The organism is Streptomyces brasiliensis, from assembly GCF_014647875.1.
Classification (GTDB): domain Bacteria; phylum Actinomycetota; class Actinomycetes; order Streptomycetales; family Streptomycetaceae; genus Streptomyces; species Streptomyces brasiliensis.
In genome coordinates this window covers 1-12,286 of record NZ_BMQA01000024.1, presented here as the reverse complement: position 1 = coordinate 12,286, position 12,286 = coordinate 1, and the positions used below count along the sequence as shown (strand labels likewise).

11 protein-coding genes and 3 pseudogenes are annotated in these 12,286 nt (G+C 64.9%); 8 read left to right on the top strand and 6 right to left on the bottom strand.

The features are described 5' to 3' along the window. Positions 1–802: 802 nt before the first annotated feature. The 3 genes from IEZ19_RS51110 to IEZ19_RS28990 all read right to left on the bottom strand — a co-directional run bounded on the left by IEZ19_RS51110 (position 803) and on the right by IEZ19_RS28990 (position 3,221). Positions 803–1,102 (bottom strand): DUF1963 domain-containing protein, encoded by a 300-nt coding sequence (locus IEZ19_RS51110; protein WP_229840940.1) that lies wholly within the window; start codon positions 1,100–1,102, stop codon positions 803–805. 162 nt (positions 1,103–1,264) lie between these two features. Further along, on the bottom strand, positions 1,265–1,519 hold the full coding sequence (locus IEZ19_RS51105) for a hypothetical protein (protein WP_229840938.1): 255 nt from the start codon (positions 1,517–1,519) through the stop codon (positions 1,265–1,267). A 904-nt stretch (positions 1,520–2,423) separates the two neighbouring features. Further along, on the bottom strand, positions 2,424–3,221 hold the full coding sequence (locus tag IEZ19_RS28990) for an SMI1/KNR4 family protein (RefSeq protein WP_189314274.1): 798 nt from the start codon (positions 3,219–3,221) through the stop codon (positions 2,424–2,426). Between the two features lie 79 nt (positions 3,222–3,300). Between IEZ19_RS28990 and IEZ19_RS28985 the strand changes: the two are divergent. The 3 genes and pseudogenes from IEZ19_RS28985 to IEZ19_RS28975 all read left to right on the top strand — a co-directional run. Then, positions 3,301–3,473, top strand: a pseudogene (locus IEZ19_RS28985) (DUF4291 family protein); the annotation flags it as partial. Positions 3,474–3,851: 378 nt separating this feature from the next. Next, entirely contained in the window at positions 3,852–4,712 is an 861-nt protein-coding gene (locus tag IEZ19_RS51095; protein WP_229840935.1) for a hypothetical protein, read from the top strand. A 640-nt stretch (positions 4,713–5,352) separates the two neighbouring features. Continuing rightward, positions 5,353–5,862, top strand: coding sequence for a hypothetical protein (locus IEZ19_RS28975; protein ID WP_189314273.1), 510 nt, complete (start codon positions 5,353–5,355; stop codon positions 5,860–5,862). Here the strand turns inward: IEZ19_RS28975 and IEZ19_RS51090 are convergent. Further along, positions 5,855–6,153 (bottom strand): annotated as a pseudogene (locus IEZ19_RS51090) (transposase); the annotation flags it as partial. The gene IEZ19_RS28975 and the pseudogene IEZ19_RS51090 overlap by 8 nt on opposite strands. Positions 6,154–6,184: 31 nt before the next feature. Further along, positions 6,185–6,247, bottom strand: a pseudogene (locus IEZ19_RS53615) (hypothetical protein); the annotation flags it as partial. A gap of 277 nt (positions 6,248–6,524) precedes the next feature. On the opposite strand from IEZ19_RS53615, the gene IEZ19_RS28965 reads away from it, so the two are divergent. The 5 genes from IEZ19_RS28965 (at position 6,525) to IEZ19_RS28945 (ending at position 12,041) form a co-directional block, all read left to right on the top strand. Beyond that, positions 6,525–7,790, top strand: a complete 1,266-nt coding sequence (locus IEZ19_RS28965; RefSeq protein ID WP_189314272.1) for a ParA family protein — start codon at positions 6,525–6,527, stop codon at positions 7,788–7,790. Continuing rightward, positions 7,787–8,980 carry a ParB/RepB/Spo0J family partition protein gene (locus IEZ19_RS28960; protein ID WP_189314271.1) on the top strand — a complete coding sequence of 398 codons (1,194 nt, stop codon included), beginning with the start codon at positions 7,787–7,789 and terminating at the stop codon, positions 8,978–8,980. The genes IEZ19_RS28965 and IEZ19_RS28960 overlap by 4 nt, the downstream gene beginning before the upstream one ends. Before the next feature lie 921 nt (positions 8,981–9,901). Continuing rightward, complete coding sequence (locus IEZ19_RS28955) at positions 9,902–10,354, top strand: MarR family transcriptional regulator (protein WP_189314270.1); 453 nt, start codon at positions 9,902–9,904, stop codon at positions 10,352–10,354. Next, positions 10,351–10,662, top strand: coding sequence for a replication initiation protein, RepL2 (locus tag IEZ19_RS28950; protein WP_189314269.1), 312 nt, complete (start codon positions 10,351–10,353; stop codon positions 10,660–10,662). Before IEZ19_RS28955 ends, IEZ19_RS28950 begins: the two co-directional genes overlap by 4 nt. A gap of 746 nt (positions 10,663–11,408) precedes the next feature. After that, on the top strand, positions 11,409–12,041 hold the full coding sequence (locus IEZ19_RS28945; RefSeq protein WP_189314268.1) for a peptide deformylase: 633 nt from the start codon (positions 11,409–11,411) through the stop codon (positions 12,039–12,041). Between the two features lie 37 nt (positions 12,042–12,078). On the opposite strand, the gene IEZ19_RS28940 is transcribed toward IEZ19_RS28945, so the two are convergent. After that, positions 12,079–12,286 (bottom strand): hypothetical protein (locus IEZ19_RS28940; protein ID WP_229840932.1); only part of this gene is annotated, 208 nt, incomplete at its 5' end.

Sequence of the window (12,286 nt, the reverse complement as noted above, 5' to 3'; positions counted from 1 at the left end):
GGAAGGGACGGAAGGGTCCAGGGACCGAACGGCAGGGGCTGTGCACATCGCCGGTTCCTGGTCAGTCACTGAGCATCAGTGCAGGTCAGGGCCTCATAACCGCTCGAGAGAGGGACTGTAGGGACTCAACTTCGCCATTATGAGCTGTTTTTGATGTGGTGTTCGTATGCGCGCGCGTACGAACACATCACTTATCTACGTCATAATTGCGTTCTTCAGTCCCTACAGTCCCTGGCGGAGGGGAGGGAACGGCTCTGACCTGCGCAAACGTCAGGGACGGAAGGTCAGGGACCGAAAGAACCAGAGTCCCTCCCAGTCCCGGGCAAGGTCCCTCAGCCCCTCCCCCGTAAGACCGGCTCTTCGAAAACGGCTGCCGGGGCGACCGTGGTGGCGGGCCCCAACGGAATCTGTTCAGTCCCTGCTTCGCGTTCACTCGCCCCGCGCGCAGGACCCGCCATTCCGGCGCCGTTTTTTTTGCGTCGGATGCCTCTTTGTCGGGAAGGTGGCTGATGTCGGGTTGGAGAAGATACGTTCCTTTGCCGTGAGGTGCACGTATCGCTCTGTCCGGCCAGAGCCCACAGCCGTCGTCGGTGCTGCTGGCGGGCTCCTGAAGCTCTTGGAGGCACTCCCCCGGCTCTCGCCTACAGGCTCGTAATGGGGCTCAGGTATGTGCTTGGGCTGAAGCCTGTTCCTGCAGTCTTTTTGCAGGAACTGCGTACTGCCATCCGGGAGGATGGACGTGATAGCCAGCGGCACCTGGACGTCGCCACTGCCGAGGCCCGTGCGGCCCACTATGGGCAGGTCATCGGTGCTGCACGGGGCGGTTTTTTCCCCGACATCGAGGCACCGCCTCTACGGCTCCGTCCCGTGCGAAGGGAGCCGGGAGTCGCCGTCCCCCCATCTCGACGTGACCGTACACGCGGTCGAAGCGGAGGCCCGTCAGGCCCTGACGGCGGATCATCCAGCTGACGACACCCGAGTCCAGCCACCTGACCTCCTGGCCGCAGAGCCAAGTGGCCAGCAGAACCCAGTCGTCGGTGTCCTTTGTGTTTGCTGCCTTCGGCTCACTGTCCCGGGCAAGGAGAAGGGGATCGTCGTTCATGATGAGCGGGTGACCGGCGAGTGCGAAGGTCTAGATCGGCCACGAGCCCCCCACCTGCGTCCAGGCGTCCTGCAAGTCATCGGCCAGTTGGTACTCCTCGTCGTCGGGGTCGTCGTCCCACGTCATGGCGAAACTCTCCGGCATCGGCGGGGACAAGTGATGTCACATCGTGCGCATGTCCTGTGATGGGAACGGCTCGTACGTGGTGGCGACGTGCCGGACCGCCGTCGGTGCCCCGGCGGGGACGTAGCACACGGCGTCGTTCCTCTGGCCACGAAAGTCCAGGTCGGGGTCGGCGAAGAACAGCAGGTGGCCGTCGCCCGGCAGGGGAAGTCCGGCCGCGCCCGTCGGCAGCAGCGCACAGTCGACGGAGACGACGAGGCTCCGGCGCGGGTCCGGCCCGCCTTCCGGCAGCATCGGGGCGCCCCCCCCATCCGGACCGCGAGCGGCCCGTCACCGCCCTGCGTGAAGAACGTGCCCGGCACGGCGAGCCGTATCCACTCCTCAACCTCTTCCGTCGGCAGCCCCCGGGACGCTGCCTCGGCGCGGAAGCGTTTGACTCTGTCCATGTTCCAGTCGTCGATCACCGCACACCCTAGTCTTCTGAGTCAGGCGGCTCCCCGGGCTGTGGAGCACGCGCGCAGGTGTGAGTACCGACCCTGCTCGGCGGGCAGCTACCGGCCACAGGTGAACAGCAGTGGAGCCCGGAGCAGAAGGTGGCTGTGGTTCGAGGTCGCGCAGTTATTCGCGCAAGGGGTGGCACCGCCACAAGGCCATCCGAGGCGCCGAGTTCCTGCGTCGCTCCGTCGACGGAGACGTTCCTGATGGTCTTGAGCTTCAGGGTCGCACCGCGCTGACAGCCGTCGGCCATCGGTCTGAGTCGGCTTGCGTTTGGCCCTTCAGCGTCAACCCCTTGCACACAGGCAACGAACGCCACTCCCCCAGCCTCACGCCGTGGTGACGCCGACTACTCATAGCGCGAGAGACAAACGAAGTACTGGTAGCTCCTGGCCCCTAGTGGACGGAGTGCTGTTTGATCAGTCGGAGGCTATTACGGCGTAATAGCGGTCTGGTTTGCTGTCCCGAAGTGGCACCCGGCGGGCGTGGCTTACAGAGGTGGCGTCGGGTCTCGCTTGCCTGAAGCCAGGGGCGGCACTGGTGTATCGGTTGTGTCGCGTCAGATGTTCGTGGCCGAGTTCCGAAGGCAGAACAAGGGCCCGTTCTCACTCCGAGTCCGCTGTGTCAGACGAGTGTTTCTGCCCTGTTCCCCGAAGGCACTGGCCCACCTGGCTGCGGATGCCATCGGCGCGCGCGGGTTCGGTCAGTCGCTCTTCCGGTAGCTCATGAACCAGTGGGTGTCGAAATAGCGGGCCATCGTGTACGGGTGGTGCGGGTCGATGAGGATGCGGCAGACGAACTCCGCGGCCTGGCAGTCGAAGGCGGCGTCCTTGCCGTCGAAGGACCGGACGACGACGGGCCAACGGTCGGGGTCGTCGCTGTCCGCCCTCCAGCAGTACAGGTCCTCGTGCTCCGTGCCCGCCCAGATGAGCAGCCCGTCCTCCCTGAGATCCGCCCACGGCTCCTGGTTCAGGTCCAGGTATCCGTCGAAGGCGCCCACGCCGAACGTTTCGACCATGCGCTTGTAGTCCCTCGGGAGCGCGGTGCCCAGCCGCGACTCCACCTCCGCCCAGTACACGTCCGGCCGCTGGGCGGGCTGCGTCCAGCCGGTGATCCCTATGAGCCGCTCCATCCAGTCGACGTCCTCGTCCGGAGCGACCGCCAAGGGTTCTGGCACCTGCCGGTGAGCGACCACCAGCACTGGCCGCTCGACCCCTTCGGTGTCTCGCGCCGCACCCGTGCCGACCCACTGATTCCCGTACGCCCACGCCCGTATCTTCACGGCTCGGTCCTCGAAGGGGACGAGGAGAGCCGCGCCCCTGGAATCGTCGACCGTCGGATCGGTGAAACCGTCGAGGACGAGGGTGCGCGGGGCGCCGTACCTGCTGGCGAGCAGGTCGGTCAGAGCCTGCGGGTCCAGCTCGCTGGACAGATACATGTAGCTGTCCCCCGGGCCGAGCTGGGCCAGCAGGTCGTTGACGGTCGCTTGCGTGAGCTCCATGGCGGACAGTGAATCGCACCGCACTGACAATGGCCGTGCTCAGACTTAAGAGACATGGATCAAGCCGTCGTTCCTGCGGATGATGTACCGCTGCGGGTGGGCGCCAAGGAAGGGCAGGAGACCGTCCTCGCCGTCGAGATCTCCCGTGAAGGCTTCGAGTGGGCGCTGGAACACACCTGCCTGTCCCACTACGAGCACGGGCTCCACGCCGACCGCGCCACGTGGAAGCGCCAATTGAAGCGAGCTCCGGCCCGGGTGCAATGGGCCCCCGAACGCGACCTGCACCTTCAGCCGCTCCCCCACCGGTACCTCACGTGCACCTCGCCCACGATCGTGAGCGGGACGCCCGTCGATGAAGCTGTCGAGAATCCTCGTCGTCTGGCCCGAGCTGGAGGAGACGCCCTCCTGTCGAACCAACTGCCAGCGCTACGGACCTCTGTGGCACAGCATCAGCTACGTCGGCATGGCCAGCGTGGCTGATGAGGAAGCTTGCTATTACGCCGTAATAGGCCCATGCCCATCACAGCCATGCGTTGGAGCAGGGCTGTTGTTTTTTGCTCGGGTTGCCTCATCCTCGAATGAGCCGTTTCACATTCTGTGAAACGGGCCCAGTGGGCCAGGATTGTCAGCATGACGAAACGCAAGCGGAGCTCGGCTCGCCCCACGAAACCGCTGATCAGAGCATCGATGCGGATCGGTCCCCTCGATGCTCCGGCTGTTGTCGGCGAGCTGCGTCAGATACACGAGGAGGCAGAGGATCCGGACGTGGAGCGCATGCCGGCCGACGACGAGCTGTTCGGTGCACTGCTGTATGTGGAGAAGCACGTTCAGGCGCTACGGAGGCAATCGACTGAGGTGCAGCGTGCCGCAGCTCTCAAGCGAGTGCAGTTGTGGGAGTACCTGCGCGAACAGACCGAGATCCACCAGGCACGCGCAGTGGATGACGCGCGAAACGCAGGAGCCCAATGGATCCAGCTGGCTCCCGCGATGGCAGTGGGTGCGCCGAACGCTGCTTACAACAAGGCGAAGCGGCTGAAGGCTGTCGAGCTGATCGATGAGACTCCCCTAGCAAACCATGTGCGCCGGACCCCCGAGGCGGTTCTCAAAGCGGAGCGCCGACTTGCTCTGGAGCAGGCCGCCGAGCGCCGAGCCCAGGAAGCAGCGCAGCGACTGCATGAGCTCATGGTGCCGGTTGCCACTCGACTGTTGGAACAACGCGAGGCCTTGCTGCGGGACGACGACATCGACTACTGGCTTGAGGAGATCGAGGCAGTACTGCCCCACTGCCAGACACCGCTGCAAATGGTGAGCCTGAACCGCTATCTCGACGCGGCGCTGCGGGCCCTGACCAAATTGGAGAGGCGCTCGGCTCGTTCTGCCGCACTGACCGAGGAGGCCCGTCTGGCGCTGGCTGCTGCTGTGGAACTCCAACAGGGACAGGTCTTGAGCAACGAGGCCGGCTTCTCAGACGCCCAGGTGCCGGGGGCGTGAATGTGTTTGTGGTCTGTACCTGGGACCGTCGGCCACCTGGCTGCTCTCCCTCTACCTATTACGTCGTAATAGGTAGAGGGAGAGCAGCCAGGTTGTAGTTGCACCAGTCCAGCCAGTTGCAGCAGACCGACGCGGTGCTGCTCCCGCAGTTGACACCACGCGTTCCTCGACGCCGGGGCTGCCAGGGCGATTGGTGAGGTCGGCCGGGGCAGTCGTGCATGCGGACCGCTCCACTCGGGCGTTAGCGGTCCGCGGTCCCCCGGCATTTGCACGGTGGTGTGGCCGGCCTGGCAGCGCTCGGCGGCGCCGTGATGGTGCCAGCCGTCGCGCCGGCCGGCTGGCGCCGAGCGCAGTCGCCGAGCGCAGTCTTCTGACACTCATTGGTATGACCATCCAGATCTGCCGACTGACGAAGCCCTGACGCACAGCACAAGGGCGGCTCGAACCACGACCATTGAGCGAGGCATCGGACGCTTCGGGCAGAGCAGAGTGATGGGGAGGCCGAGCTGTCCATCGTGCTGTGGCTATTACGCCGTAATAGATCTGAGGGCTCGACAGACCCGCACCGCCCGGGGCCACCATCTGGTTCGTCAAGGAAAATCGGGTTGGGGCTGGGTTGGATGGCGGGCAGCATGACGGGGTGTCCGAGCTGCTATGGGCTGACGTCGCGTGCTTCTTCGCCCCTGACCTGATGGGGTCGCTGCCAGACGTGCGCGTGTCAGACGCCTCGGTGGAGGACTGGCAGGCGCTCCTCGACCTCGTTGGTGAAAGCGGCTGGAAGTGCCAGTACTCCGAAGGCGAGACGATGCTGCCTGTACCCCGGGCCGAGGTAGTGCTTTCCCGACCGGTTGACGCAGAGTTCCCTGAGTTGCGGGTCTGTCCCTCTGACGATGTGCTGGCGATCTTCCGCTTCCATGCGGCCGATGAGATCGACTTCGATGTGGATCTGCGAGAGCTTCAGGGGCAGGAACGACTCGACGTGCTCTGCGTTTTTCTTCGGGCGATCGGGCGATCGGGCGATCGGGCGATCGGGCGACGGCTTGGCAAGCCGGTGTTGATGGATCCAGAGGGCGACTACGGCCATCCAGTACTCGGGTTTGATGCTGAAGCCGACCGCGTCGTGATCCTTGCTGAACCGCCGGTCATGTGACCGCTGCTGCCGCCTGAGGTTCGTAGAAGGTGCCGTCGTGGAGTATGGCGAACAGGACGTCGGCTCGGCATCGGGCGAGGCGGAGCAGGGCCTGGGTGTCGTGCTCGACCTGGCTGATCTTCCTGTCGTAATAGGCCCTGGATGCCGGGTCGGCGAGAGCGGCGAACGCGGAGAGGAAGAAGCCCGTTTGAGTTGCTTGTTTCTCCTCTGCGACGGTTGTTCGCGCCGAATCGAGGATCCCGAACTCCTCGTCGCGGGGCAGGCCGCGGAGCCAGTTGCTGATCCTGTTGGCTTCTCCGGCCAGGTCATCTTCGAAGCCGACGATCACCTCCAGCTCGGCGATGGTCTCGTCTTCGAGCTCGACCGAGCGCAGCGTGTGAGGCATGTCGCGGGCCGCGTCCGCGATGACGACAGCGTCCAGTCATGCCGGCTCCGGAGACCGGGAGCCCGTTGCGGGGCCAGGGCTGGCAAGAAGGTAATGGGGGGCTCAAGGGCTTGTGGGGGAGACGCCGCTGAGGAGCGGGGATGGCCTCATGCGCCTGGGGTGAACCCGACGGAGCTATTACGCCGTAATAGGGGTGTCAGGCCCCTACGCGTCATCAAGTCGCACTAACTAACGTGTCGATACAGCAGATGATCTAGGACGTTAGTAAGGTAGCGCCATGAGTATGCCAGCAACCTCGAGCGACCGGGCCAAGGTCGTCTCCAAGCTGCCAGGATGGCTCCGGCAGAGCCTCAAAGTCAGAACCGCCCAACTCGGCATCGAGATCCAGACCGCCGTCGAGCAGGGCATTGACGCCTGGTGCGACCTTGCCTCAGCCACGGCTTCGGTCGACACCGCTGGAGCCGAGTCCTTCTCCACCTTCCTGCCGCCAGGGCAGTGGGAGGAGTTCCGAAGCATCGCGGAGGACCGGCGCGTATCCCTCATTCAGGGTCTCGCCCAGTCCGTCCAGCTCTGGCTCGACACGAACCCCGCGCCGGATGTCCAGCGCCCGGACGTCACCCGTCGCATCGTCGTCTGCAACCAGAAGGGCGGCGTGGGCAAGACCGCCATCACCGCGGGCGTGGGGGAGGCGCTCTCGGAGGACCCGAACCGGTTGTTCCCCGTGCGCGTCGCCAAGGCCCTGGCCGCCGCTCTTCGGGCTGGAGATGCCCAGGCCGACGCGAGCGACACCGATACCGACCCGCTCGACATCGAGAAGCTTCCGGGACACGGACTCCGTGTCCTCCTGGTCGACTTCGATCCGCAATGCCACCTCACCAACCAACTGGGCGCTGCCCCTCTGGCGATGAACGGTGACAGCCTCACCAACCACATGGCAGGCGAGCCCAAGGGTGACCTGCGGGATCTGCTTGTCTCCGTCGACGACGAGCACTTCGGGGGGCGGCTGCACCTCCTGCCCGCATGTCATGACGCCTTCCTGCTCGACGTACGCCTGTCTGCGGTGCGCGCTCGCGAGGCGGCCCTGGAGCGGGCACTGATGCCACTCGAAGCCGATTACGACGTAATCATCGTGGACTGCCCGCCCAGCCTCGGCCTCAGCATGGATGCGGCCGCCTACTACGGGCGCCGGCGTGACGGTGAAGGGCCGGGTCAATCCGGAGCCCTCATCGTCGTCCAGGCTGAGGACAGCTCCGCTGACGCCTACGACCTGCTGACGAACCAGATAGAGGATCTCCGTAACGACCTCGCCCTCGACATCGACTACTTGGGCATCGTCGTCAACCTCTACGACGGCCGACGCGGATACATCGCCACGTCGTCTCTGCAGGGATGGATCGACATAAAGGATCCGCGAGTCGTCGGCCTCATCACCGACCTCAAGGAACAGAAGGAGGCAGTCCGCATGAAGCAGCCCCTGCTGAGCTACGCGCCCGCCTCGCAGCAGGCCGTTGCCATGCGCGCACTGGCCCGGGAGATCTCATGAGCAAGGCCGCCCAACTGGGATCCGGACGCTTCGGCGACGGTACCCGGCCCGTCAGCGCCCGCCGAGCCGCCATTGGTGCCGCCACCGGTGTACCGACCGAAGGAGTGGCCCCTCCGACACGGCTCCCCGTCAGCCGCATCAGCCCCAACCCCGAGAACCCCCGCACCACCCTCGGCGATCTGACCGAACTCGCGGGCAGCCTCGAGGAACACGGCCAGAAGCAGGCCATCACGGTCATGAACCGTGACGCCTACATCAAGGCCAACCCGGCCCGTGCGAATGACCTCGAGCCCGACACCACTCATGTCGTCGTGGACGGCAGCAGTCGACTGGCGGCCGCTCGCGAGGCGGGCCTCACCCACCTCAACGTCATGGTCGACGATGAGCAGGGCAGTGACGGGGACGCCATCCTTGAATCGGCACTCGTCGCGAACATCCATCGAAACGACCTCGATCCCCTCGACGAGGCACGGGCTCTGCAACGCTTGCTCGCCATTCACGGGTCACAGGTCAAGCTTGCCAAGCGGCTCCGCAAATCCCAGGGTTGGGTGTCCCAGCGCCTTTCTCTGCTCAATCTGAGCCCAGAACTTCAGGCAGTCGTGGGGGAGGAGCCTGTCGAACTTCTGCGTTCCGTTGCCAAGGAACCGCAGGACCGGCAGGAAGCCGCCCTCCAAGAGCTCAAGGCCGAACGCGCGCGTAAGGATGCGGAGCGGAGGGTGCCCGCACCAGTCGCGCCCTACGAAGAGACCACGCGGGAAGTCCCCGTGCCTTCCCAGGCCGTCGACGACCGGGAGGTCGCTGAGGAAGTACCGACCCCCGAGCCGCCGAAGATCGTTCCTCCCACCCGCACAAGCACGCGTGAGCCTGCGAGCAGCCCTTCCACCGGTGCCGGTGCTGCTGCTGCCGACATAACGCCAGCAGCAGCGGAGGCAGTTGATCCCCCCGAGCAGGACGCTTCAGTCGAGCAGGGGGAGAGCGTGCCCGATCCCCGGGCGGCCGACAGGGTGTCTGCCGATGAGGAGCCGGGCAAGGCGGAGTCGGGGTCTGCTCGCCGACTCCCTTACGACGACGGTGCGTTCATCGCAATGCACCTCATCCAGAAGATGAGTGACGAAGAGTTCGACAAGATGCTGGACATCCTGAACGAGCATCAGAGCCAGCGTTTGGGGTCTCGGACCCGCGCTTCGTGATCATCGCGCCTGTGGCCGGCACGAGCACTTCCTCGTGCCGGCCACAGGCGTTTTCTCGCTATCACGCGGCAATAAGCGGACAGGCCGTCGGTTGATCAAGTCCGCCTCTGGTCGCCGCGCTTGCCCCGATCGGCTCTGCTCCTCCGGCCGCGCGCCGTCCTCCTGGGTAGGGGTCCGCAGTCGGCCAGCCCTGGTGGGGCTTGCGGCGTCCCGGCGTATCGCCTGCGGTTTCGTCGGCGGCTGCCTCATTGTGGTGGGTTCAAAGACTTGTGGCGTGGCTGGGCCCAGTGGGGGTTGACCGAGGCACACGTGCGGCTGAGAGACCGTGTACCGGTTCGTCGTGGCTGACTTTCTGTGGTGCGGGCGCACAGGGGGGAAGTGTTGCCGAGCGGCGGTGTCATGGACCAAGCCGGTCGGAGTGCCGGATCAAGCAGTCGCTTGGAGACGGCCCATACGGGGTCGGGTGGGGTGGGGGAGTGGGATACGGCCCTGTGTCACAAGGTAAGAGAGCAACGTCTCCAACACGGGTCTGACCTGCGGAAATAGGCGTTTCGACCAAGATCGTACGAACTGCCAGGCAGATCCTGTGACAGTGGAGGCGGATCGGAGGAGCTGAGTACCCAGTTTCAGGAGACGCGGTCCCCAGTCTTTCTGGACTGCCAAGCAGTCATGAGGAACCGCCACCACGTCCACAGCAACTGAGTACCGCTGTTCCAGGATCGTTGTAGATGTACGTCACGTTCATCTCTCGCGCGGCGATGAGGCTCTGGGCGAGGGGTGCGCATGTGGCCCGACAGGCAAGCGACACGGCCGACAGGCGTAGTTAATTGACTTCCTGCTCATGTACGTTAAGTTCATGAGAGCGGTCTGAAGACCGCCCCTATGGAACAGCGCGGCAATGACCGATGCACGGAGGGCGTGTTGGGAGCAGTACGCAGGCTGGTCGACGCCGACACGGGTGAGCCGATTCCCTATGCGCCGTATGCCTTCTCCGGCAGGCATACCCAGGTGGACAAAGCCAGGGTCGAGGCCATCACCGAGTCGAGGGCCTTCACCCCCAGTGAGAAGTTTCTCGTCCTCTGGTGGATCGGCGTATCTCCCGAGGGGATGGAGCCGTTGAGGGCCACGGGAGCCGACATCGCAAAGAGGGTGGGGATGTCGACGGACGCGGTCGGAAAAATCAACAGGAAACTCACCAAGCACCGCATCCTGGTCGTCCGTGGACGTATCGGGAACTACAAGCTCTACCGCATCAGTCCTTACATTGCTTTCCATGGAACAGGCTTGGAGCAGCGTGAAGCGGTGAAAGCATGTAATCCACCAGACATCCCTGGCTTCAACGAGAACACCCCAGCACGGTGGGAGGCAAAGTGACCAGTGAGGCCAAGCAGCAGAACCTCAGGTTGCTGGAGGCCACGGCGGGTATGACCGCCAACCAGCGTCTCGTCGTGATGCTTTACGCCTTGCACCCGACTGATCGTTCAGGTGCCGTTCTGGAGACCGCGGCCCAGCTGGCCCAGCTGGTCGGCATGGCGCCGCCCGTCTTCTCCAGAACCCGGAAACAGGTCATCGGACTCGGCTGGCTCGAGGAAACCGAGAAGATCGGGCACATCAAGTACTACCGGCTCACCCCCGGGCGGCTGGGGGAGCGGGTCGTCGTTCCTCTCCGTCGGGCTACCTGAGACGTTCCGTGGATCGTTCCTCATGTACGTCACGTCAATGAGGAACGATCTGTAGGACGCCTTGCTTGCCGTCCGGGCAATCGTGCCGCTCTGCCGCTCGTGTCGCGTACCCCAGTCCCTCCTCGACGAGTGAGGGCGGGGCAGCGGCGGCGCCCTCACTCGAATCTCGTAAATGGGGCGAACGGTAGCCAATCCGCGCCTAATTCGAACAGTTCGATTCTTCGCTCAGAACGATTCTCCCGGAGATGGCCGCATGCCCGTTCGGAGCGATTTCGGCGTCGCGGCGGTACCAGAGCAGGCGGTTCGGAGGTTTCAGGCGCGGACGATGTTCTCCGCCCCCGGACCCTTCGTCCCTGCGTGATCTCGAACGCGACCTCTCGCCCTTAACCGGTTCGCGACAGCCGGCGCCCACGATCAGCGGGTGCGGAGCCGCTTCACTGTGCCGTCAGCGATTTTCCCTCATCGATGTCAATGCCCTGAACCGCCTTGCTCATGGGGCCGCCGGCGGACGATGACAGATCGCGTTCACACCCCGCCCTGCATCATGCATGCATCGTACATCGAACACACGTATTTTGCTTTCTGTGACACATGTTTGCGCAGCGATACTGCGCACGTGTTTTTCCTCACTCCTTCAGCAGGGGTGTGAACCCGCACCGGCCCGGCACCGCTTATGCAGGGGCGAGGTATTACGCGTCACCTCGAAGTCCGCTCGGCACCACCGGGACACATCCGAAAGGTCAGATATGGGAAGCACCGAACTCACCGACAAGGCAGCCCAACTCCTCGAGAAGCCGGGGCCGTTGAGCATCATCCAGGCGGGCGATCCCGTACTCCGCCAGAAGACCGATTCCTACGACGGGCAGCTCGACGATGACATGCTGCAGCGTCTGATCGCCAGGATGCGCGAGACGATGGAGCAGACCCACGGAGCCGTCGGACTGGCCGCGCCCCAGGTCGGGCTTCCACTGCGGCTCGCGGTGCTGGCGACGCCTGCGGAGTTCTCCGCCCGGCTGATCGAGCGCGGACAGCAGCCGGTGCCGTTCACCGTGCTGGTCAACCCTTCGTACAAGGCTGTGGGCCGACCGCGGACGGCGAGCTTCGAAGGATGCCTGAGTGTGGCCGGCTGGCAGGCCGTGGTGGCTCGTCCCGACCGGATCAGGTTGGACCGCGAGGACGAGACGGGACAGCGCCTGGTGGAAGAGCACGCCGGGCTCGGGGCGCGGATCATGCAACATGAGACCGACCACCTCGACGGGATGCTCCACCTCGACCGTGCCGAACTGCGGTCCCTGTCCACGGCGGAGCAGGTGGTGGAGCGGTGGGGCGCCGCCGGGCTCGCAACCGCCGCGGAGCAGCTCGGCTTCCCGCTGCCGTAACGGACCAGGTGCCGCCAGTCTCTGTGTGCGATCTGGCTCAGTGGGACGCGATGATCGCCGAGATCATCATGGGAACGGTGATCAGCAGGGCAGATCGCTCTACAGAGAGCAAGGATCGGAGGGCGGAGAAGCCGCGGGGAAGTGGCTTGATGCCCAGGTCGGCCAGCGCCAGTCGGGTCACGTGTGGGACCTCCCCCTGAGTGGTGGACACCCTGACGCCGACCCCGGTGGGGGTCGGGAGAGGG

Coding starts and splice junctions, on each gene's coding strand:
- IEZ19_RS51110 (WP_229840940.1), bottom strand. CDS start 1,102: ATGAACGACGATCCCCTTCTCCTTGCCCGGGACAGTGAGCCGAAGGCA.
- IEZ19_RS51105 (WP_229840938.1), bottom strand. CDS start 1,519: ATGCTGCCGGAAGGCGGGCCGGACCCGCGCCGGAGCCTCGTCGTCTCC.
- IEZ19_RS28990 (WP_189314274.1), bottom strand. CDS start 3,221: ATGGAGCTCACGCAAGCGACCGTCAACGACCTGCTGGCCCAGCTCGGC.
- IEZ19_RS51095 (WP_229840935.1), top strand. CDS start 3,852: ATGACGAAACGCAAGCGGAGCTCGGCTCGCCCCACGAAACCGCTGATC.
- IEZ19_RS28965 (WP_189314272.1), top strand. CDS start 6,525: ATGAGTATGCCAGCAACCTCGAGCGACCGGGCCAAGGTCGTCTCCAAG.
- IEZ19_RS28960 (WP_189314271.1), top strand. CDS start 7,787: ATGAGCAAGGCCGCCCAACTGGGATCCGGACGCTTCGGCGACGGTACC.
- IEZ19_RS28945 (WP_189314268.1), top strand. CDS start 11,409: ATGGGAAGCACCGAACTCACCGACAAGGCAGCCCAACTCCTCGAGAAG.